The organism is Microcoleus anatoxicus, from assembly GCF_042465725.1.
GTDB classification, from domain to species: domain Bacteria; phylum Cyanobacteriota; class Cyanobacteriia; order Cyanobacteriales; family Microcoleaceae; genus Microcoleus; species Microcoleus anatoxicus.
Window position 1 is genome coordinate 5301894 of record NZ_CP120853.1, and the last position, 21205, is coordinate 5323098.

At 44.1% G+C, this 21205-nt stretch carries 18 protein-coding genes and 1 pseudogene; 9 read left to right on the forward strand and 10 right to left on the reverse strand.

Annotated features, from left to right (window positions below; translation table 11 throughout):
* Nucleotides 1–19: 19 nt before the first annotated feature.
* Nucleotides 20–667, reverse strand: a complete 648-nt coding sequence (locus P2A85_RS23025; protein WP_377475691.1) for a pentapeptide repeat-containing protein — start codon at nt 665–667, stop codon at nt 20–22.
* A 284-nt stretch (nt 668–951) separates the two neighbouring features.
* Here P2A85_RS23025 and P2A85_RS23030 point away from each other — a divergent pair, with 284 nt between their 5' ends.
* Complete coding sequence (locus tag P2A85_RS23030; protein WP_377475692.1) at nt 952–1164, forward strand: hypothetical protein; 213 nt, start codon at nt 952–954, stop codon at nt 1162–1164.
* A gap of 102 nt (nt 1165–1266) precedes the next feature.
* On the opposite strand, the gene P2A85_RS23035 is transcribed toward P2A85_RS23030, so the two are convergent.
* The gene (locus P2A85_RS23035; protein ID WP_377475693.1) at nt 1267–2085 is read right to left on the reverse strand and encodes a pentapeptide repeat-containing protein; all 819 of its coding nucleotides are present in this window, start codon (nt 2083–2085) and stop codon (nt 1267–1269) included.
* A gap of 264 nt (nt 2086–2349) precedes the next feature.
* On the opposite strand from P2A85_RS23035, the pseudogene P2A85_RS23040 reads away from it, so the two are divergent.
* The 5 genes and pseudogenes from P2A85_RS23040 to P2A85_RS23060 form a co-directional block, all read left to right on the forward strand.
* A pseudogene (locus P2A85_RS23040) lies at nt 2350–2748 on the forward strand (ATPase); the annotation flags it as partial.
* Between the two features lie 57 nt (nt 2749–2805).
* Nucleotides 2806–4110, forward strand: coding sequence for a flagellar assembly protein H (locus tag P2A85_RS23045; RefSeq protein WP_377475694.1), 1305 nt, complete (start codon nt 2806–2808; stop codon nt 4108–4110).
* A 779-nt stretch (nt 4111–4889) separates the two neighbouring features.
* Nucleotides 4890–5894, forward strand: a complete 1005-nt coding sequence (locus P2A85_RS23050; protein ID WP_377475695.1) for an RNA polymerase sigma factor, RpoD/SigA family — start codon at nt 4890–4892, stop codon at nt 5892–5894.
* Nucleotides 5895–5963: 69 nt separating this feature from the next.
* Complete coding sequence (locus tag P2A85_RS23055) at nt 5964–6632, forward strand: hypothetical protein (RefSeq protein ID WP_377475696.1); 669 nt, start codon at nt 5964–5966, stop codon at nt 6630–6632.
* Nucleotides 6633–6982: 350 nt separating this feature from the next.
* Complete coding sequence (locus P2A85_RS23060) at nt 6983–9562, forward strand: CHASE4 domain-containing protein (RefSeq protein ID WP_377475697.1); 2580 nt, start codon at nt 6983–6985, stop codon at nt 9560–9562.
* Between the two features lie 35 nt (nt 9563–9597).
* Here the strand turns inward: P2A85_RS23060 and cobO are convergent, their stop codons facing one another.
* From cobO to P2A85_RS23080, 4 genes are all read right to left on the reverse strand, one after another.
* Nucleotides 9598–10221, reverse strand: coding sequence for a cob(I)yrinic acid a,c-diamide adenosyltransferase (cobO, locus tag P2A85_RS23065; protein WP_341730784.1), 624 nt, complete (start codon nt 10219–10221; stop codon nt 9598–9600).
* Nucleotides 10222–10457: 236 nt separating this feature from the next.
* Nucleotides 10458–11036 (reverse strand): Uma2 family endonuclease, encoded by a 579-nt coding sequence (locus tag P2A85_RS23070; RefSeq protein WP_377475698.1) that lies wholly within the window; start codon nt 11034–11036, stop codon nt 10458–10460.
* 15 nt (nt 11037–11051) lie between these two features.
* On the reverse strand, nt 11052–12128 hold the full coding sequence (locus tag P2A85_RS23075; protein ID WP_377475699.1) for an ADP-ribosylglycohydrolase family protein: 1077 nt from the start codon (nt 12126–12128) through the stop codon (nt 11052–11054).
* A gap of 3 nt (nt 12129–12131) precedes the next feature.
* Nucleotides 12132–12686: a hypothetical protein gene (locus tag P2A85_RS23080; RefSeq protein ID WP_377475700.1), complete on the reverse strand. Its 555-nt coding sequence runs from the start codon at nt 12684–12686 to the stop codon at nt 12132–12134.
* 185 nt (nt 12687–12871) lie between these two features.
* On the opposite strand from P2A85_RS23080, the gene glp reads away from it, so the two are divergent.
* From glp to rimM, 3 genes are all read left to right on the forward strand, one after another.
* Nucleotides 12872–14146 carry a gephyrin-like molybdotransferase Glp gene (gene glp, locus P2A85_RS23085; RefSeq protein ID WP_377475701.1) on the forward strand — a complete coding sequence of 425 codons (1275 nt, stop codon included), beginning with the start codon at nt 12872–12874 and terminating at the stop codon, nt 14144–14146.
* Nucleotides 14147–14156: 10 nt separating this feature from the next.
* Nucleotides 14157–14789, forward strand: coding sequence for a response regulator (locus P2A85_RS23090; RefSeq protein WP_377475702.1), 633 nt, complete (start codon nt 14157–14159; stop codon nt 14787–14789).
* 79 nt (nt 14790–14868) lie between these two features.
* Nucleotides 14869–15510 (forward strand): ribosome maturation factor RimM, encoded by a 642-nt coding sequence (rimM, locus tag P2A85_RS23095; protein ID WP_377475703.1) that lies wholly within the window; start codon nt 14869–14871, stop codon nt 15508–15510.
* Between the two features lie 55 nt (nt 15511–15565).
* Here rimM and P2A85_RS23100 read toward each other — a convergent pair whose 3' ends face one another.
* The 4 genes from P2A85_RS23100 to P2A85_RS23115 form a co-directional block, all read right to left on the reverse strand.
* The gene (locus P2A85_RS23100; protein WP_377475704.1) at nt 15566–16024 is read right to left on the reverse strand and encodes a phosphate-starvation-inducible PsiE family protein; all 459 of its coding nucleotides are present in this window, start codon (nt 16022–16024) and stop codon (nt 15566–15568) included.
* Nucleotides 16025–16283: 259 nt separating this feature from the next.
* Nucleotides 16284–16595, reverse strand: coding sequence for an RNA recognition motif domain-containing protein (locus P2A85_RS23105; protein WP_377475705.1), 312 nt, complete (start codon nt 16593–16595; stop codon nt 16284–16286).
* A 429-nt stretch (nt 16596–17024) separates the two neighbouring features.
* Nucleotides 17025–19196, reverse strand: coding sequence for a molybdopterin oxidoreductase family protein (locus P2A85_RS23110; protein WP_377475706.1), 2172 nt, complete (start codon nt 19194–19196; stop codon nt 17025–17027).
* A gap of 305 nt (nt 19197–19501) precedes the next feature.
* The gene (locus tag P2A85_RS23115) at nt 19502–21187 is read right to left on the reverse strand and encodes a nitrate ABC transporter ATP-binding protein (RefSeq protein ID WP_377475707.1); all 1686 of its coding nucleotides are present in this window, start codon (nt 21185–21187) and stop codon (nt 19502–19504) included.
* Nucleotides 21188–21205 lie beyond the last annotated feature (18 nt).

Below are 21205 nucleotides of genomic sequence, written 5' to 3' on the forward strand. Positions count from 1 at the left end.
GCTGAATCGGGTCTATTCCTCATTCATACCCAGAAATATTGTTCGCAATACTTCCATCTGGCATAATGGTATTACAGAAAATAGCTTTCGCAAGGAAGCAATCTTCGATATTGGCAGCCCTCAAATTGGCATTGGTAAGGTTGGCATTATCAAAGTCGGCTTCTTTAAGAATAGTCCCACTGAGATTAGCCCCACTGAGATTGGCATCACTGAGTCCAGCTTGATCCAACTCGGCACCTTGAAGGTCAGCGCCAATCAAAAGAGCATTATCCAAGCTGGTTTCGTGAAGTATAGCCCCACTGAGGTTAACTCCTGTAAAGTTACTGCGCTGTGCAAAGGCATAGGCAAACCAAACATTTCTCAGGTTCGCCCTACTCAAGTTGGCATCTCTGATGTAAACCGCTTCCAAGTTGGCGCTTTCCAAGTTAGCTCCACTCAGATTGACCCTCTCAAGGATAGCCCCGTTCAACCAAGCATTTCTCAGAGAGGCTTCACTTAAATCAGCTTCGTCCAGAACGGCGCTACCCAGATTTGCTTCACTAAGATTAACTCCGCTGAGATTAACCCCACTTAATCTAGCTCGGCTGCGGCTCAAATCAAGCCCGTTGAAGTCCCTCTCCCCAGCAGCATATCGTCTTAGTAGTTCTGCTTCATCTATTCTCTCCATAACTTTGTATCCTAGAGTTTATTTACAATAGACCTCTTGCAAAAAAGATATATGTTATAATTGGAAGTTTTGAATTAGACATCTCCATAATTGTGGAACAGGCATCCTGCCTGTTATTCACAGGCTTTTGGGAGATGTCTAATCAAGTAAAGCAAAACCTTCTATTATATCAGAAAATTATTTTGCAATAGGTCTAATAATAACATAATGCTACAGCATTTTTATTCACAGAAAAACCATTAACTCAAAGGACGGACGATCGCACTCAACGTCCTGTCTGGTCTTTGGAAGAAATAGAAAACGAGATCGGCTACGATCTATTCCCTCTTCTTCCTCAAGAAATCAAAAAAGATATCAAAGATATCAAGTACATTTTTCCAAAGCAAAAATCTATTGGAGATACTTGGGATAGCCTTCCTTGGAAATCAAATCCACCGCCACCTCCAGAAGACCCTACAGATCCAGAAGAGGAATCTGAGGAACTTGAGAGTGAATAATTGATAGAGGTTTTCCGATGAGTGTAATCTACTAAAAAACCAGGCTTCTCCAAGAAGCCTGATTTTTTATCCCCACTTTGTATTGTCTGGAACTGAAAACTTTTATATTAGCTCATTGGATTGTTCAGGCATACAATTATCATTGCGGATGCTACCATCAGGCATGATAGTCTTACATAAGATAGCTTCTTCAAACCCTTTTCCCATGAGCCTAACCTTCTTTGCCATCAGACTAGGTTCTGGCTGAACTCCCATCAGATTAGCGTGACTGAGATTTGAACCATCAAACGATGTTTCATCCATAATTGCACCACTAAAGTTAGCTCCAGTAAGATCGGAATTTTCAAACCCTGTTTGATGTAGTTTGGTATTACTTAGATTCGCGCCAATTAGAGTTGCTTTGTCAAAACCAGCTTCACCGAGGTCTGCATCGCTGAGGTCGGCTCCAGTGAGGTTAGTATTTTCACAGTTGAGCCTAGATAAAAAACCATTTTTCAAATTAGCTCCACTGAGGTTGGCATCAGTCGCGTCAGCATAGTGCAAAGTTGCATTTTCCAAGCAGGCATTACTTAGATTGGCTCCACTCAAGTCAGCCCCTTCCAACCAAGCTTCTCTCAAGTTAGCACCACTAAAATTAGCATTAATCAACTGTGCACCATCCAAGTGAGCCTCGCTCAAGTTAGCATTGCTCAAGTTAGCGTCGCTCAAGTCAATACAATTCAAGTTAGCATTGCTCAAGTTAGCACCACTCAAGTTAGCATTAATCAAGTCAGCATAACTAAAGTTAGCATTAATCAAATTAGCATTGGCGAGATTGATATCAAGGAGATTTGCCTTGTTCAAATCGACACCGCTCAAGTCAACCCCAGCAAAGTGTCTTTCTCCACTGGTATACCGTTCGAGCAATTCTTCAGCGTTCATAAATTATCTAGTCAATTAGTTTACTAACAGCGCGTTTGAGAAACTTAATTATAACAAATTGTTATCCAATCGCAATTAACGCAATCACTTACTTACTAGAGTAATTACTGCAATCATTGCTGCATTACTGAATGCAGTAGTTAATGCAAGCTAAGGTAACGGACAGTTGCTAGGAAGCCGTGCCCCGCAGCGCTGTAAGCTTGCTGGGTAGGGAAAACGAGCGAGTTGGGAGCGGCAGCAATGAGGCAGGTTTATCGGGTACGGGCGATCGTGCGATCGACTATTTTCGGCACGATCGCCCGTGAAATGCGAAAATACTTCGTAACTCTGTTAATTGTAGACCAGCGCCCCTCTGGTATCGACGGGGAAGTGATGTCGCAAGTGGGCACTCGCATCACAGCCTTGCTAAACGATGATAAGGACATTGATGCTATTTTTACTGGTGTTTCAGGTGGCCAAAGTTTGCGATCGGTTTTAGCTAAACTAGATTCCAAACAACAAGCATTAGTTTTGGGGCACGCGGTACCGATGCCGGTGGTTGTACAAACTCGTGCTTATGACGAACAATTTTATCGGGAAATTGGTGATATTGATTGGCAAGAAATGCCTGATGCAGAGGTATTTGCAGAGGCTGAAGCCGCTAAAATGGATCTGGGGTTTTAGTTGGGATGGGCGATCGATATAATTGATATATCCCAGTCATCTAAAATCTAAAATCCCATGACACAATCAATTTACGATCGCTTCGCCAAAGAATATCTAACCACGTTGCTGTCTAGCATTGGCACAGTTCATGTCCATCGATGCGTCAATTCAAAAGTTACGGAAATAAATCAAGAAAAACCAATGACCCGATTTATTCACGATCGCTTTGCTAAAGAATTATTAGAAGAATTACTGTCTCCCATCGGAACAGTTAATGTCGGGCGCGATGTAGCTTCAGAAGTGCGCGAAATAGACGTTTACTTTACCGAAACTTCTCCAGAACCGCAATATACTGAAACTTTGGGAGTATTGGGAAGAATTGCCAGCGGGACAGCGATATTGGAACCGTTTCGCAATCCAGTTAGTGTCAGCGAAGTTTGCAGTTGTTTGGGCAAATTGTTAGATGTACGCGGTGAATTGGAACGGCAAGCCAGAAGAGAAAATATTCGCTGTGACGAAGCTGCATTACCAAAACTCTGGATTCTCACCCCTACGGCTTCAGATGCTTTGTTGAATGGGTTTGGGGCGACACCTGATCGAGATTGGATGAGGGGAATTTATTTTTTGCCGGAATCTTTGCGATCGGCGATCGTCGTCATCCATCAATTGCCAGAAATACCGGAAACTATATGGTTGAGGATGTTGGGCAGGGGAGGAGTGCAGCGCCGCGCGATCGCCGAATTAAGAAATTTAGCGGTAGACAACCCTCTGCGAATTGGTGCGTTAGAATTATTGTATAGACTTCAATCTAACTTAGTAGTAGATTCAGAACCAGAAACAGAGACAGAAAACCGGGAGTTAATTATGGCGATTCGCTACGCGATGGCTACGCCTCACGCACCTCTTTTTCAAGAACAGTTACAAGCAGCACAACAGTCAGCTAGAGAAGAAGGTAGAGAAGAAGGTAGAGAAGAAGGTAGAGAAGAAGGCATTCAACAAGGATTGGAACGAGGAAGACAAGAACAGCAGCGCTTAATTTTAGAGAACTTTCTGCGAGTACGATTTGGGGAATTAGACCCCCAGATAACAGCTTTTCTAACTCCTGCATCCACAGTGCCTGCATCCGAATTTACGGTCATGTTACTTTCAATATCAATGCTGGTAGTGGATGAAGCAGGAAGGCAACAAGCAATAATTTTGTTGGCTGAAAATGTCTTGAAAACGAGCTGCGGTGAATTAGGCGATCTCCAATCAGATACGATAGCAAAGTTGCTAGCATTACCAGTGGCAGAATTGACATTGATATTGGAACAATTGTCTCAGTTATCAGTTGATGAATTGACAGCAAGGTTGACCAATAGACCTGGAGAAAACAGTTGAACATGACTAAAGCCAAGTCTCACCCCGAAAAAGTAAAATAAAATGATTCCAAATCGAGGGGTAAGGAGCTTTTACCCCTCACCCTCTCACCCCTCATCCATAAATGTTTCGATCGAGTTAAGTATTGTTAAGCCGATCGCCATAATCAAAATTAAACAACCCAAAAACTAGCTTTGAGATTGGTTTAACCAGCCCTACTGGGGTATTGGTCTCCCCCCCACCCTCTTTCTCCCCCTCACCCCTTCTCCCGCTTCCTTTTTCCTTCTTCACATCGATCTTCGACCATACTACTACGCGATCGGGTTCGGTTATCTCGCATCCCCCCATCTAGGCAGTACGAAAATTTCAAGCGATGATAGAACAGAGAGCAAAAAACCTCTCGATTTGCATGAGTCTGTTTGCATGAGTATTGTGAAGTGGAATTACGGTCAAAAGTAGCAGGGAATTTAAAACCTTAAGGAAAAATGTAGAATGTTCACCTTAAGACAGAGGTTTTCGCCCTTTACTAACCTCAAAATTTGGAATAATATTGAGCAAAGTAAACTGAAATTCACTTCGCCTTGAACTAGCCGTTAAAGCTAGCGAGTTACCGAAAATCAACGAGGATTGCTGGAAAATCAAGCTTAAAAGTAATCCCAAACAAAAAGCTTCTACCGATCGTTACCGATGAACAGGAGGGGAAACATCTCCCCCTGTAGCAGTCTGTATCCCACTTGCAAAAGTGGGACAGGGTATCACCAACTTTTTATCTGTTGTTACAAGGAGTGCAATACTCACCCATGTCCACTACAACCCCTAAAACCAAAACAGTGAAAGCCGATCGCATGGGCACTCGGCCATACTCCTCAACGGATACGGTTCGTACCTATCTGCACGAGATCGGTCGCGTGCCACTACTTACCCGAGAAGAAGAAATTATTTTAGGGAAGCAAGTGCAGCAAATGATGAAATTAATCGAAGCAAAACAAGCACTTGCTAAAGAATGGCAGCGCGATCTGACCCCCCAAGAGTGGGCCGCCGAAATGGAGTTGACCGAAGCTGAACTAAGCCGGATCTTGCATTTAGGACGACGCGCCAAACAAAAGATGATTGAAGCGAATCTGCGCCTAGTAGTCGCGATCGCCAAAAAATACCAGAAACGCAACATGGAATTCTTGGATTTAATTCAAGAAGGCACCCTCGGTTTAGAACGAGGAGTCGAAAAATTTGACCCGATGCGGGGATACAAATTTTCTACCTACGCCTACTGGTGGATTCGGCAAGCAATTACCCGCGCGATCGCCCAACACGCCCGCACCATTCGCTTACCCATTCACATCACTGAAAAACTCAACAAAATCAAAAAAGTGCAGCGGGAACTCACTCAACAATTGGGCCGGTCTCCCACACCAACAGAAATTGCCGACTTGTTGGAACTGCAACCATCCCAAATTCGGGAATACCTACTAATGTCTAGGCATCCAGTTTCCTTGGACTTGCGGGTAGGAGACAACCAAGATACCGAACTCCAAGAACTTCTAGAAGACGAAACCGCATCTCCAGAAAATTACATTACTTCAGAATTGTTGCGGCAAGACCTCGATACTTTGATATCAGAACTTACGCCTCAGCAACGAGATGTGATAATTCTGCGTTTCGGTTTAGAAGACGGCATTGAAATGTCTCTAGCAAAAGTTGGAGAACGGCTCAATCTCAGCCGGGAACGGGTGAGGCAACTAGAACATCAAGCCCTCGCCCACCTCCGACGCCGCCAAGCTCAAGTCCGAGAATACCTAGCTAGCTAGCACCTAAAAGAGTTTAGATTATCCCCAAAATCTAAACTCTTTTTACCTATGGGTGCTGGGGTTGGGATATTGTTATTTCAATGGTATATCGCCAAATTTGTCAACCCAAATCTTGCACTTATTTTAAATGTGATACTTATAGCCACCTTGTCGGTAATTAAGACATTTTTAATTCCTGAAATCATTAATTTTATTGCAGTTTCAAATCGACTTTTGCCTTCGGCATTCTGCTACAGTGTCAGTCTACAACTATGGGCGATCGCCCTGGGCTTTTCCCCCAGTAACTTCAGCCACCCATTCCCCGCGGCGCAACTCCTGGTAGGCCAGTCAACTCCAGATGGGGCACAGGAGAGGGAGTTAAAACCCGTTGTGGGCGATCGAACTGTCCCAAATTCAACGCCCGATGCAGCTAGTAGGATGGACGGAACACAGACTATTTACCTCTACGGTCAGTCTGCTGAACCAGAACAAATTAAACAAGAGTATTTTGTATTTGAACTACGTCAGGGCAAGGTAGTCGGCGCTTTTTACCTACCTCGCTCTGCTTTTTACTGTTTTTACGGCAGTATAGAGGTAACTCAGTTAAATTTAACAGTAGTAGACACCTACGACGGCAGTCGCTCTCCCTACTCGGTAAACCTGCAACAGTATCACCACATTTCCACCGTCAGTGACAACGATCGGCGAATCTTGGGCATTTGCAAGAGAGCTCACCAGGACGAAGTGTGGGGAAAGTAGCCCCGGCATTACCATCTGAGTCAGCGGAAAGTTGCCTCTCTCAAAAATGCTGAAAAACCCCATTATATCGTTTCCGGTTGCATGGGAATGATTTGACCACAGAGAACGCAGAGAACACAGAGGGAGATCAGAGAGATGAATAATTCCCATGCTACGGGATTTGATATTAATTCCTGGATGCTTTCTGGTCAAATCCCTGATTTTTCCTAAAAACGGCTTTCTTTACCGACAACATAGCTGTGATCTGAATACCTGAAGTCAGAATATTTAAACTGTATACTGCTTAACAAGTCAAACTTGGGCAAATCAGCAGTCATAGTTCAACTAACTGCGCTAAAGTTGCTCCTAAGTTGAAACTTTCAGACCGACAAACTATACTCGGCAACATGAAACTGCGTCGGAAGACACTCTCGATAGTTGGGATTACCATTGCTGGATTGACTGGTGTTCTGTACGCCACATCCTCCCGCATCCTGTTGGGTAGCTTAGTCAAAGCCGAGGAACAGGAAGCCACTCAGGTTGTCCAAGGAGTGCTCAATGTCTTCAGTCAAACCGCAGATGACTTCAACTCCCGCTTTGCAGACTGGTCAGCGTGGGATGATACCTATGCTTTCATGCAAAATCGTAACAAAGAATTCATTGCCTCAAATCTAGTACCAGAAGGGCTGGCTAATTTGAGAGTTAATATTGCCATATTTGTCAATACTTCTGGCAAGATTGTCTACGGTACTGGTTTAGACACCAAAAAGCTGCAACTAAGACCTGTTCCAGAGACATTAAAACAGCACATTTCTCTAAAAGACCCATTATTGCAGCACCCCAACGCTGACAGCAGCCTGGCTGGTATCATGTTGATGCCTTCTGGGCCAGTGCTGATTAGTTCTCGACCCATTGTCACTACTAAAAGCACAGGACCGATTCGAGGAACTCTGGTGTTTGGGCGAAATTTGGACGCTGTTGGCATTGCGAAGCTTTCTAAAATAACTCGCCTACCGTTGATTGTACACAGTATTAATGAGCCGGACTTGCCTGCTGACTTCCAAAAAGCGCGGGCAAAATTTTCGGGAAAAAAATCGATTTTTGTGCGTGCTGTGAGCGAAGATTCGATCGCAGGTTACGCTTTAGTCCATGATATTTACAACCAACCCGCGCTGATATTACGGGTGGACATCCCCAGAGAAACCTATCGCCAAGGTCAAAAAAGTCTGCTATATCTTCTGGTGTCTGTAGGGTTGGCGGGAATCGGTTTTATCGGCTGCACTCTCCTGCTGTTGGAGTATCTGGTGCTTTCTCGGCTGAGCGATTTGGGGAAAGGAGTGAATCGCGTCAGTGCTAGCCAAGATTTGTCGCTGCGACTACCGGTGGTTGGTGAAGATGAGTTGTCCGACCTTGCTTATAATATCAATGGAATGCTAAGCGCGATCGCCACCGCTGAAAACGAGCAAGTAGAGGAAAAAGCACGGTATCGAGCCGTAGTCGAGCAGGCTACAGACTGTATTTTCCTGTGGGATGCTAAAACCCAACGCCTTTTGGAAGCGAATACAGCATTTAGAAAATTGCTAGATTACAGCCCCGATGTGATTTCGCAACTGACTATTTACGATATAGTGGCCTACTCGAAAGAGCTGATTGACACCAATATTGAGTTCCTACTAGCGGACAAACAATTCCGAATTGGCGAAGTTCTCTACCGTCGCCGAGACGGTTCCTGCGTGGATGTAGAAGTAAGCGGGAGTGTGATTTCCTACGGTGGCCGGGAGATTATTTGCACCGTTGTCCGCGACATTACCGAACGCAAACAGGCTGAAGCCGAACTGCGAGCATCGGAAGAACGCTACCGACTTTTATTTAAAAAAAATCCCCATCCGATGTGGGTTTACGATTTAAAAACTCTTGAATTTATAGCTGTCAATCAGGCGGCTATTGAACACTACGGTTACACTCGCGAGGAGTTTCTCACCATGACTGTTGTGGAAATTCTCCCTCCTGAAAATCCACTTAAATTTATCGAAAATCTACCTTTAGTAGATGACGAAATAACTTCTATCTCTCTCTGCCAACACCAAAAGAAAAATGGTGATATTATTGATGTACAAATTAATTCTTATGAGTTAGTATTTGACAACAGGAAAGCTAAGTTAGTATTAGCTCAGGATGTTACGCAGCGCTTGCAAGCTGAGACAGAACTTTATGAGGCGAAGGAAGCCGCAGAAGCAGCTAATTTGGCTAAAAGTCAGTTTTTGGCTAACATGAGCCACGAACTGCGAACTCCTCTAAATGCAATTATTGGCTACAGCGAGATTCTACAAGAAGACGCCTTGGAATTGGGTGAAGATGATTTTGTGATAGATTTGGAAAAAATTCACAGTGCAGGAAATCATTTATTAGGATTAATCAATGATATTCTAGATTTATCAAAAATTGAAGCAGGACGCATGGAACTTGTTTTAGAAACTTTTGACTTGTCCGCTGCTCTTCAACAAGTAAAAACAACTGTGGAGCCTTTATTATTGAAGAACAAAAATCGCTTAAACATAGAATTTGAAGTCAATATAGGTGCCATTAACTCTGACCGAACTAAACTTATTCAAATTTTACTAAATTTACTTAGTAATGCAGCTAAGTTTACGCAGAATGGAACAGTGACACTCAGGGTGGAAAGAATTAAAAACGCAGAAAATCCTTGGGATTATGACAGTTTAATTTTTAAGTGTATCGATACTGGAATTGGGATGAATGCCCAACAGGTAAAGAAGTTATTTCAACCTTTTACTCAAGCTGATGCTTCGACTACCCGCAAGTACGGAGGTACTGGTTTGGGTTTAGCAATAGGCCAGAAATATGCTCAGATGCTAGGGGGAGAAATTACAGTGGAGAGCGAGCTGGGTAAGGGGTCAACTTTTACTATTATGTTATCTGCTGGGTTATAAATCGAGTGGAGATAGCAGAATTTATCCCACAGTGATTAATACTCTATACCAGCCTGAGCTTTAATTCCTTGTTCTCGAAATGGATGCTTAACTAAACTCATTTCTGTCACTAAGTCCGCACGTTCAATGAGGGCAGAAGGCGCGCCTCTACCTGTCAAAATAACATGAGTATTTTCGGGTTTTTGTTCTAATCCTGCTAATACTTGTTCTATTTGCAAATAACCCAGTTTTAATGCTATGTTAACTTCATCTAGGAGGACTAATCTGAATTCAGGATTGCAGATAAAAGTTAGAGCTTTATCCCAGGCTTTTTGAGCTGTTTCGATATCTCTGTCCCTGTCTTGTGTATCCCAGGTAAAGCCTTCTCCCATGGCATGAAATTCTAGCTGATTTTCCCACATTTCAAACACGGCTTTTTCTGCTGGTTCCCAGGCTCCCTTGATAAATTGTACTATGGCGACGCGATATCCGTGACCGAGCGATCGCACTACCATACCCAAAGCAGCGGTAGTTTTCCCTTTCCCGTTACCAGTATTGACTATAATTAAACCTTTTTCTTTTGATGAGTTAGCGATGCGCTCAGATTGGACTTCTTGGCGGCGGCGCATTTTCTGCTTGTATTGTTCCGCTGTTAGGGAATTTGTGTCTTTAGTTTCCATTGGATTTTTTTAACGCAGATGAATGCAAATAAATGCTGATACAGCCAGTCTTGCAGGAGTTGTGAAAAAAAAGTTTTAAACGAACCGCGAAGACGCGAAGAACGCGAAGAACGGAAAGAGAATAGAGTTTCACGACTCACTAGATATATCCCAAAAAGATAGTCAATAACAGGCAGGATGCCTGTTCCACAACAATTAATTATGGGAGAGGTCTATTATAGATGCCAGATTTATGGTTATTGCCACACTAGCTGCAAGTTTAGCACGAAACCGGGCAGAACATCCTCTCCTGATAGTTCTGCGAGAGATTCCAGTATTTCTACTGCTTGTCCTTGACGGTAGATTTCGACTATGCGGGTTTTGCGGTTAATTAACCAGCCTAATTTTACTCTATTATTCATGTATTCTTGCATTTTGTCTTGGGTTTCTTTGAGACTGTCTGTCGGTGACATTAATTCCAAGACAAAATCTGGGGCTATCGGAGGAAATTTTTGTTTTTCTTCGGCAGTTAGTGCGTCCCATCTTTCTTGTTTAATCCAAGAAACATCGGGAGAACGATTTGCACCGCTTGGTAATTTGAAGCAAGTTGAAGAATCGAAACAAATTCCCAGTTTGGTTTGTCGGTTCCAAATCACAAAATCAGCATTAATTTCAGAATTGTAACTTCCGGTTTCTCCTCCTGTAGGTGACATGACGATTATTTCTCCTTTGGCGTTGCGTTCAAATTTGACATCTGGGTTTTCACGACACAGTTGATAAAATTGGTCGTCAGTGATTTGGGCGATCGCATTAAAGTTGATGGTAACTGCTAGCATGGTTTTCTGTGTTGATTAATATGGTGGCAGCAGCCTGCGAAATCCGTGAACTAATATTATCATCAAAAAACACAAGTTTCGGGGAAAAATAGCGCTGGTTAGCAGCGGTAGGGGGCGCTGACTTTTACCCGTTTCGCATACTTGCGCTAATCTCTCTCCCAGTGCTTCCATCCACTGAACTGTTCTCGGCCATTCTAACAAATTATTCACCCACTTTGAAGGAATACCGCTTTTGCCAACTCTCGCACCGATAATGCCGCCTAAAATTGCGGCGCTGGTGTCGGTATCGCCGCCGCAACGAATGATTTCTAATATGCCATCTCGATAGTTGTTTTGGTGTCTGAGCCAAGTTTGAATTGCGATCGGCACTGTACTGTAAATGTAACCGCTAATGCCCCGAGCAAAGCCAAGTCTAGCGGCGAAATCTGCTGTGGTTTCCTGTTGTTCTGCACTTGCGGCAGCTTGGTTGATGAGTGCTAAGAAATCGGCTGATTCGGTTGGCAGTAATTCTGTTAGTATGCGATAATAGTCTTGGGGTAAAATGTCTGTGTTTTGGCTGGCAAGGTAAGCGGCGATCGCTACTGCCAATGCTCCGTATTCTGCTTTGGGATCTGTGTGAGTAATTCTCGTAGAAATTCTCACTAATTCTCGCAGTTTTTGTAGGGGCAGTGCCCCCGTGCCTGCCCCGCCCCAGCAAACGCCGATAATTGCACTTCTCATCGCGGGCCCGTTACCCGCCGAAAAAACACCGCTAGAATTCGCAGAAAATCCCAGCCACAATTTTAAAATAGCTCTTAATGTGGCGAAGCCAATCCCTGCTGGCAACCCTAACAACCAGAAGCGCAATCTGAGTCTAAGCTGTTGAGAAAATACCTGCAAATCCCCACCCGAAACAATTAAAGCTTGGGCTACCATACAAGTATGTTCGGTGTCGTCGGAAACCATGCCGCGACCCATAAATAAATGGTGTCCGCTGATTTCTGGATACATGAGACTTTGCCTGCGTTTTGACAATCCTTCCACCGGAAGTCCGATCGCATCGCCGATCGCTGTACCGATTATACAGCCAATTACTGCTACTTTTTTTGACATAATTTATAATTGTGTATTATCAATTTTATGAAAAGCTTTTTCTACAAAACACTTACAGACATACCAATAATAAAAAGCAATGTTGATTTCACTAAACAATTTAGGCACTCCTTCTAGTAAACTGGAAAGTATCTGGCTTTTTAATTTGAGAGTATCAATCCCGATCGCCAAAAACAACAATCCCAAACCAGCTAACAATATGTGATAGGGAGTCAACTTAAGTTCTCGGTGAAAAAACCATCCATAGGAAGACAAAACAACAGCATACAGAAGACAAACTCCCAGCTTAGGAATCCCTACCCCTATCATATATATATGGATTCTGTAAATTTCATTGAGCAGAAATCCACCAGTTAACAAGGCAGAAAATAAAATAAATCGATTTCCCAATTTTTGGGGGTGGCAACTTTTGGCTAATCCATAGGTGAAAGTACAAACAATGACTGGTACTGCACATAAAATCTGGAATGTCCGAGTTAATAAGGCGACATTGGGATTGGGTGAGAAATAAGGGTGAAAGAATAAATCGCTGACTTTTAACCCAGAAGATTGAGTCATAATTATCAGCCCTAATACCAGCAATAAGGAGAAACAATTTAGTTGAATAACAGAGCGAGAAATAGTCATAAGCGATTTACACAAAAATGCGATTTGACCGTCGCAGCACAAAAAAATTAGATCGATCCACTAGGTCGGTTTTTTTGCTACACTAATCAGAGTGTTATTACAACCAGGAGACAGTGATGCTGTCAGTGAAAGAAGCAGAAGCGATCGTACTAAATTTAGCACAACCCCTTGACAGTCAGCAGGATGTAGAAACTGTAGATTTGCTGGCTGCATCGGGGCGAGTTTTGGCCGCCAATGTCACAAGTTCCCTGGATTTTCCCTATTGGGATAATTCGGCAATGGATGGCTATGCGGTGCGGTTTGCTGATGTGGAAAATTGCAACAGCGACATACCTGTCGCCCTTGAGATAGTTGAAGAGATTCCGGCGGGATATCAGCCTCAAAATACTGTACAACCTGGACAAGCGGCGCGGATTTTTACGGGTGGGATGATGCCCGCAGGTGCTGATACGGTGGTAATGCAGGAGGAAACTAGGCGTGAGGGCGATCGTGTTTCGATCCTGGTTGCTCCTGGTAAACCTCACGCTTTTGTCCGCCACAAAGGCGCTTTTTATCAAGCAGGAACTCCTTTATTAAATCCAGGTACTGTTATCAATGCTTCGGAAATGGCAGTGTTAGCAACTGCACAGTGTATTCAAGTGCCGATGTATCGGCGAGTGCGGGTGGCTGTTTTTTCTACTGGGGACGAATTGGTATCACCAGACCAACCTTTGTCACCAGGAAAACTGGTAGACTCAAACCAGTATGCTTTAACCGTTTTGTTGACGCAAATGGGATGTGAAGTGATAAGATTGGGGATAGTTGCCGATAATCAGCAGGAACTAGCAAAGGCAATCAGTAAAGCTATTTTTACAGCCGATGTAGTGCTTTCTACTGGTGGAGTTTCGGTGGGAGAATATGATTATGTTGAGAAAATATTGGCGGATTTGGGAGGAGAAATTTACATTCGTGCTGTAGCGATTAAACCTGGTAAACCTTTAACTGTTGCTAAGTTTAAACGAGATGAAAACAAATCGGATTCGCCGATGATGAGTTCTGATTGTCTTTATTTTGGTTTGCCGGGAAATCCGGTTTCAGCGTTAGTATGTTGTTGGCGGTTTGTGGTACCTGCGTTGAGAAAAATTTCTGGAATTGGCGCCGATGCTTGGGGGCCGGAGTTGGTGCGGGCTCGATGTCATGTGGAATTGCGATCGCAAGGTCAGCGGGAAACCTATGTTTGGGGTAAATTGTATTTAGTGGCGGGAGCATGGGAATTTGAACCAGCCAGTGGCAGCCAAAATTCAGCGAATTTAATTAACTTGGCAAATACGACTGGTTTGGCAGTTTTGCCACCAACGGAAACCTGGCTTTTAGCAGGAGAATTTGTTGATGTTTTAAAAGTTAGTCATTAGTTATTTAACTATGAGAATTTTAATTGTTGAAGACGATCCGATGATGCAACTGGGGCTAGAGCAAGTTTTAGCAGATGCCCCAGATATAGAAATAGTAGGACAAGCAGAAGACGGCTATTTAGGAGTAGCAGCAGCACTGAAACTAAAACCTGATATTATTGTCATGCATATCGGTTTGCCACGGCTGGATGGGATAGCGGCGACGCAACAAATTAAAGCGCAATTACCCGATGTTCGAGTAGTGATGTTGACTTCCCATATGGCAGAAACTGAAATTATTGCATCTCTTTCTAGCGGTGCTGATGCTTATTGTATTAAAGGTGCTTCTGTGGATAGGTTGTTAGCAGCAATCGCGGCCGCGGCAGAGGGGGCTACATACCTCGATCCTCAAATCGCTCGCACTGTGATTGAACATCTTAAACCTCCAGTGCCTGTGTCTACCACTAATTTTGGTCAATTATCGCAGCGGGAGTTGGAGGTGTTAAGGTTGATGGTGGAAGGTAATACTAATCCTGAAATTGCTGCGGCGCTTTATTTGAGTCCAAATACTATTAAAACTCATGTTCGTGGTATTATGAATAAGTTGGCTGTAGACGACCGGGTGCAAGCAGCAGTTGTGGCGCTTAGAACTGGATTGGTTTAAAGTTGGCAGTTGGCAGTTGTCCGTTGGCTAACCAACAATAACAAATAACAAATAACACATAACATATAACATATAATTTATGTCTGAGTGGATAGAAATCGGTACAATTGTAGCAGCTCAAGGTTTATACGGGGAAGTGCGAGTATATCCCGATTCTGATTTCCCGGAAAGGTTTATCGAACCGGGAAAGCGGTGGCTGTTGTTTCCTAATAAAACAGAACCAGAAGCGATCGAATTTTTGGGAGGTCGCTACATTCCGGGCAAAGGATTGTATGCTGTAGAGGTGGCTGGGGTGGAAGACCGGGATGCTGCTGAGGCGCTGCGGGGCTGCAAGCTTTTTGTGCAAAAAGGATCGAGACCTTACCTAGAACCAGATGAATTTTATGTGCAAGATTTGTTTGGGATGGAGGTTTTCAATCAATTAACGGGAGAAATGTTGGGGAAAGTTAGTGATATTATCCCCGCAGGAAATGACCTTTTGGAAGTTGAATTAAATCAAACTGATGCGATAAAGGCGGCAGAACCGGAAGTACCAGAAATTGTGTCTGTACAGGTAGAACACAAAGATAGTCGTCGGAAAAAACGTAAAACTCCTCGTGTTAAACCACTGCAAACAAAAAAGGTTTTGATTCCTTTTGTGAAAGAGATAGTTCCAATTGTTGATTTAGAAAAAGGTCGAATTGAAATTGTTCCTCCTTTGGGTTTGTTGGATGAAATTTAAGGAATCAGGAATCAGGAATCAGGTTTAAAATTCTCTAAACATAATTCCCCCAATGTTAATTATTTTCTTTATTCGTGCGTCGCACTATCAAATAACTAATGGAAAGAGCGAAAATTGCTGTAGCTAAACCGATTAAGTCGGCGGCAGTTTTTTTTTCTAAGTCGAGAATAATTATTTTACGAGAGACGGCGATTAAAGAAGTGACAATGACTAATTCTACCTGAATGACGTGCTTTTTCAGGTAAGCTGTAATATTTTCCAAGATTTCTAGGGCGATTAAAACATTTAAAAATAACCCAAAGATTACAAATAGCGTGTCTTTTAACAAAGTCTGGGGGTCATTAATTAATTCTTTTGTTAAATAAATAATTAGATCGCAAACGCTGATGATAATTACCATAATCATCGCCAGAGATAAAACTTTCGATACGACTACTTCTACATTTTCAGTAAAGTGCAGAAATTGTTCATCGCTGCCGAATTTAGAAAGTTGCCTCAGTATTTTTTTCAGCATACCCTTGACTTAATGATGATTTATTATTAATAATGTCATTGTCTGCTGTTCTTGGCAATCCCCTGTGTCTGGGACTGTTTAATTATTTTTTGCCATAAAAAATCCTCAAACTATTGCTAAACGACAATATTTTGAGGATTTGAAGACTGGGTACGATCGCACAGAGAATTCTTTCTCGTCAATAGAGAAGGATTATTGACTCTTAACTAGCGGCCAGCCTAGGGACAAGCAAGGAAGCTAAAAATTTAGCTTGGATGCTTTAGTAGCGACGAGAAGAGCGATTGTTGCCGCCGCCCCAGTTACCACCGGCATTAGAACCACCACGTTCTTCGCGGGGTTTTGCCTTGTTGACTTTAAGGTCACGACCCATCCATTCAGCACCGTCAAGTGCTTCAATAGCTGCTGCTTCTTCGGCTTCTGTGGACATTTCTACGAAAGCAAAGCCACGCATCCGACCTGTTTCCCGATCGGCAGGTAGCTGAACGCGCTTAACAGTGCCATATTCTCCAAAAGTTTGGTTGAGGTGATCCTGCGTAACTTCGTAGGATAAATTGCCGACATAAATTGACATTAAACATTCTCCAGAATTAGAGGGTGTAGAGAATTAAATCCGGAGGAACGCCGATCGAACGAACTATACTGCCGAAAATAAGCCTTATGAATAGAGCATAGCACCTATCGCTCCATACTGCAATTATTTGGTGATAGTCGATCGAAAGCCAAAACCAAAAACCAGGAAAAATCAATCAAACACAACCAATAAAAAAGCAAACAGAACTGAGGCAAAAGCTATGAATAAATAGGGTTTCTGACTCAAAGTTGTGGGTTTAAACAGCAAATTTTTGTTGCTATAAATTAGAGTCAGGCCGATCGAAAACCTGGTTGCTTCGATCGGACTTAAAGATTTGAGGGGAGTATTTGGGTTAAAAAACCCTGTTTTTCCAGAGAAAAACCCACCTGTAAGGTCTAAAAAATTGAGCTGAAAAAATTAACTCCCTACTCAAGAACTGACTGGGATGGGAGATTCGGCCCAATTAAACTCGCTTAATTCCGCTTCAATTTCCGCCCCAACCTTCACCAACTGGACTGCACAAGCTTTTAACTCTGGTTGTTTAGAATCAGGACAACTTTCAGCATGAGTCATGGCGTTGGCTTCGGCGCCTTCGGCCCACAGAGAACCCCAGTGCATTGGTACAAATAGAGTACCAGGGGCGATCGCCTTAGTAACTTTTGCGGGAAACACTCCTTTACCACGGCGCGATCGAACTTCCAACAAATCCCCTTCCTTAATCTTCAAATTAGCAGCATCGCGGGGATGAATTTCCAAAAACGGTTCCGGGTGCAATTGATTAATTTTCTCGGTTCTACCAGTGCGAGTCATCGTGTGCCAGTGTCCATAAACTCTGCCCGTTGTCAAGACAAAAGGATAATTGGGGTCTGGAGGTTCAGCCAGTCCACGGGAATGATAAGCTGAAAATCTCGCCCGCTCGTCGGGAGTTGGGAAACGTGCATCAGTGTAAAGCCGCTTAGCTTCTTTAGCTGAATGCTTGGGTTCATTTTCCCGACAAGGCCACTGCTGAGGGCCTTCTTGGCGCAAGTATTCGTGACTGAGGCCTGTGACGTCGCAAGGCTGGCCCCGCGTCAACTGTACGAACTCTTGGTAAACATCACCACTGTTATTGAAAGCAAATTGTTCGGCAAAACCCAACCTGCGTCCCACTTCAGCGAAAATACTCCAGTCGTCGCGGGCTTCCCCTAAAGGAGTGTCGAAACCGATACAAAGACTAACGCGACGTTCTGAATTCGTCATCACTCCGGTTTTTTCACTCCACTGAGTTGCCGGCAAGAGGATGTGAGCGTAGGCGGAGGTTTCCGTGGGATAGTAAGCTTCTTGATAAACTGTAAAGGGCGATCGCCACAAAGCCGCTTTTGTGCGTTCCAAATCCGGCATACTCACTACCGGATTGGTAGCTGCAATCCACAACATCTCTACTTCGCCGGTTTCCAAACCCAAAATCATATCCCAAGCAGTGCGGCCTGGAGTGGGCGAAATACTTCCGGGTTTCAGACCCCAAAATTGTTCTACTTGGGTTCTGTGTTGGGCATTTTTGACAGTTCGATATCCCGGTAATAAGTTAGAAAGTCCCCCTGCTTCCCGCCCTCCCATGGCGTTTGGCTGACCTGTGAGGGAAAACGGGCCGCATCCCGGTTTGCCGATTTGACCGGTCATCAAGTGCAAATTAATTAGCGATCGCACCTTTGCCGTACCTTCAGAGGACTGGTTAATGCCCATGGACCACAGAGACAACACCCGCTGGGACTGTTGCCAATACTTAGCCGCAGTTTCCAACTCTCCCACAGAAATGCCACAGCGCGAGGCTACGAATTCCGGGGTATAGCTGTTGACAACTTGCACAAACTCCTCAAAATGAACTGTGGATTCTTGAATAAATTTTGGGTCTATGCTTTCGCTTTGCAAAAGTAAGTATGCAATTCCATTGAGCAAGTCTATATCAGTACCTGGTTTGATTGCCAAGTGCAAATCCGCTGCTTCCGCCGTCGGAGTCCGCCTCGGATCTACCACAATCATCTTGACATGGGGATTTTTTTTATGGTATTTTGCTAAACGATTGAAAACTATTGGATGGCATTCTGCGGTATTGCTACCAATAATAAAAGCGCAATCTGTTAATTCTAAATCGTCGTAACAGCAAGGCGGTCCGTCAGCACCAAAACTTTGCACGTATCCCGAAACTGCTGAAGACATACACAGACGAGAATTGGCATCAAAATTATTAGTTCCCAGACAACCTTTAACCAATTTCTGGGCGACATAATAATCTTCTGTGATGAATTGACCGGAACCATAAACGCAGATACCATCGGGACCGGTAGTGCAGCGAATTGCTTGCATCCGATCGGCAATGGCATCTAGTGCTTCGTCCCAGCTAGCGCGGCGGAACGGTCCATCGAGAGTATCCCGCATCATCGGATAAAGTAGTCGCTCGGTGCGAATTGACTCTGCTACCGTTGCTCCCTTGACACAAACCATCCCCTGACTGGATGGGTGGTTGCGATCGCCCCGGACTTTCCAACCTTGGTTTTTGTCCGGAATAACTTCTAGACCACAACCTACACCGCAGTAAGGGCAAAGAGTTTTGATAGTTTCCATCTGCTAATTTATAGATGCTTGTTTTTTAAGCTAATAGGTAATTGATAACAGCTAATTATAGTAGCAAGCAAGGATTACTGCAAATTGCGTATCAAATATTACCTTTTTTTAGCAGGAATACTTGGTTATTCCTGGACGCAATTGTCACCCTTGGTAAGGTGCATCAGTTTCATACCCATAAAAAATATTCAAAAAACTTACTTGACGCACCCTATCATTCGATATTACTAGCAATCAGCCACTACCATAAATCGACTAGGATCGACCGACTTTTTGCTAAAAACCCGGTCGATCGTACCAATTAGCTATTTGCCAGTTTTAACTTCTAATTTGCCACCATTGCTGGGGCTAAAAGTTACTTGAAATTCAGCAGTTTTTTCAGCACCTGCTGGGGCACCGCCCGGAATTTGCAAAACGGGCAGAGGTGTTTCTTGGACGAAATCTTTAGCTGCTTTATTGGTAGGCTCGAACTGCACTATTTCCCCGTTTTGCTTCACTTTGACTCGATAAGTCAAACTTTCAGTAAAGGTGGGAGTTGTGCTCCAATTTTGGTCAATTTGTGCATATAACTGCTGTCCGATCGCATCGAGTTGCGCTTTGTCCGCAATCTGTGAGCTAGGGCTCTTGGTCGCGGCAGCACTCGGTGTAGTAGTCGCAGCAGCACTCGGCGCAGTAGTCGCAGCAGCACTCGGTGTAGTAGTCGCAGCAGGACTCGGTGCAGTAGTCGCAGCAGCACTCGGTGCAGTAGTCGCAGCAGCAATCGGTGTAGTAGTCGCAGCAGCAATCGGTGCAGTAGTCGCAGCAGGACTCGGCGCAGCCGGAGTGGGAGGAGAACTAATTACCGCAGCCGCCGGCGCAGTCGGTGCAGTTTCTGCTAATTTTTCCTTTTGCTGACTAGCAACATGAGACATATTGACCGCAGCTAAAATACTCATCGCGAATAACCAAGACACTCCTAGCACAGCGCCTTTGATTCGTGATGCTTCTGAGGGTTCGGAAGCGTGAGGTACAAATTCTGCTGGCGCCAACTTGGTTCTCGACTTTTCCTGCGGAACAGCGGCGGGTCTGAAGGCTGATTCTGGCAAGGGTGGGAGGGCGGTTTCGGTTTCTTCTTCGCCTTCTGTGTGGGCGTAGCGGGAGAACAAGAACTCTAAAGCAAAGTTCCGCAGTTCGTAGTATTTCGGATCTTCCATGATCCGCGTGCGGTTGCGGGGACGACTGAAGGGAATGTGCATATCTTCGCCGATTTTAGCGGCTGGGCCGTTGGTCATCATCACGATGCGATCGGATAAAAACAAAGCTTCATCGATATCGTGGGTAATCATGATGACGGTAATTTTGTACTCCCGCCAAATTTTGAGCAATTCTTCTTGCAACTCTTCCCGCGTAATCGGGTCTAGAGCTCCGAAGGGTTCGTCTAAAATCAACAGTTTGGGGCGAGTTGCTAGGGCGCGGGCGATCGCAACTCTTTGTTTCATCCCCCCAGACAACTGGCCTGGTCTTTTGTTGCTAGCTTCGGTAAGTCCCACCAATTCTAGGTGTTGCTGAACGATCGTGTTGTGTTCCTCTGGGGACTTTTCGGCGTAAACAGTTTCAACGCCGAGGTGGATGTTTTCAGTAGCAGTCAGCCAAGGTAGCAGCGAGTAGTTTTGAAACACTACCATGCGATCGGGTCCAGGTTCAGTAATCCGCGCACCTTCGAGTGTAATCTCTCCTTCTGTCGGCCCGTTGAATCCGGCGATCATGTTGAGTAAAGTAGATTTGCCACAGCCGGAGTGACCGATCAAGCAAATAAATTCACCTTCATTAATCTGGAGGTTTACACCGTCGAGAATTACGGCAGGGCCTTTGGGAGTTTGGTAGACTTTTGATACGTCTTTAATCGACAAAAATGGTGTCGAGGTTTTGTCGTTGCTAGCTTTAGTTGTTTTTTGATTTGGGAGAGTTTGCATATTTTCAGAATGGGGGTTAGGGTTTTCTGGATTAGGCATAGGAAATGGGATGAAAAT

Bases quoted from the DNA above. Each gene is read 5' to 3' on its own strand.
- P2A85_RS23025 (WP_377475691.1), bottom strand. From the start codon at position 667: ATGGAGAGAATAGATGAAGCAGAACTACTAAGACGATATGCTGCTGGG.
- P2A85_RS23035 (WP_377475693.1), bottom strand. From the start codon at position 2,085: ATGAACGCTGAAGAATTGCTCGAACGGTATACCAGTGGAGAAAGACAC.
- P2A85_RS23045 (WP_377475694.1), top strand. From the start codon at position 2,806: ATGACACAATCAATTTACGATCGCTTCGCCAAAGAATATCTAACCACG.
- P2A85_RS23050 (WP_377475695.1), top strand. From the start codon at position 4,890: ATGTCCACTACAACCCCTAAAACCAAAACAGTGAAAGCCGATCGCATG.
- cobO (WP_341730784.1), bottom strand. From the start codon at position 10,221: ATGGAAACTAAAGACACAAATTCCCTAACAGCGGAACAATACAAGCAG.
- P2A85_RS23070 (WP_377475698.1), bottom strand. From the start codon at position 11,036: ATGCTAGCAGTTACCATCAACTTTAATGCGATCGCCCAAATCACTGAC.
- P2A85_RS23075 (WP_377475699.1), bottom strand. From the start codon at position 12,128: ATGTCAAAAAAAGTAGCAGTAATTGGCTGTATAATCGGTACAGCGATC.
- P2A85_RS23080 (WP_377475700.1), bottom strand. From the start codon at position 12,686: ATGACTCAATCTTCTGGGTTAAAAGTCAGCGATTTATTCTTTCACCCT.
- glp (WP_377475701.1), top strand. From the start codon at position 12,872: ATGCTGTCAGTGAAAGAAGCAGAAGCGATCGTACTAAATTTAGCACAA.
- P2A85_RS23090 (WP_377475702.1), top strand. From the start codon at position 14,157: ATGAGAATTTTAATTGTTGAAGACGATCCGATGATGCAACTGGGGCTA.
- rimM (WP_377475703.1), top strand. From the start codon at position 14,869: ATGTCTGAGTGGATAGAAATCGGTACAATTGTAGCAGCTCAAGGTTTA.
- P2A85_RS23100 (WP_377475704.1), bottom strand. From the start codon at position 16,024: ATGCTGAAAAAAATACTGAGGCAACTTTCTAAATTCGGCAGCGATGAA.
- P2A85_RS23105 (WP_377475705.1), bottom strand. From the start codon at position 16,595: ATGTCAATTTATGTCGGCAATTTATCCTACGAAGTTACGCAGGATCAC.
- P2A85_RS23110 (WP_377475706.1), bottom strand. From the start codon at position 19,196: ATGGAAACTATCAAAACTCTTTGCCCTTACTGCGGTGTAGGTTGTGGT.
- P2A85_RS23115 (WP_377475707.1), bottom strand. From the start codon at position 21,187: ATGCCTAATCCAGAAAACCCTAACCCCCATTCTGAAAATATGCAAACT.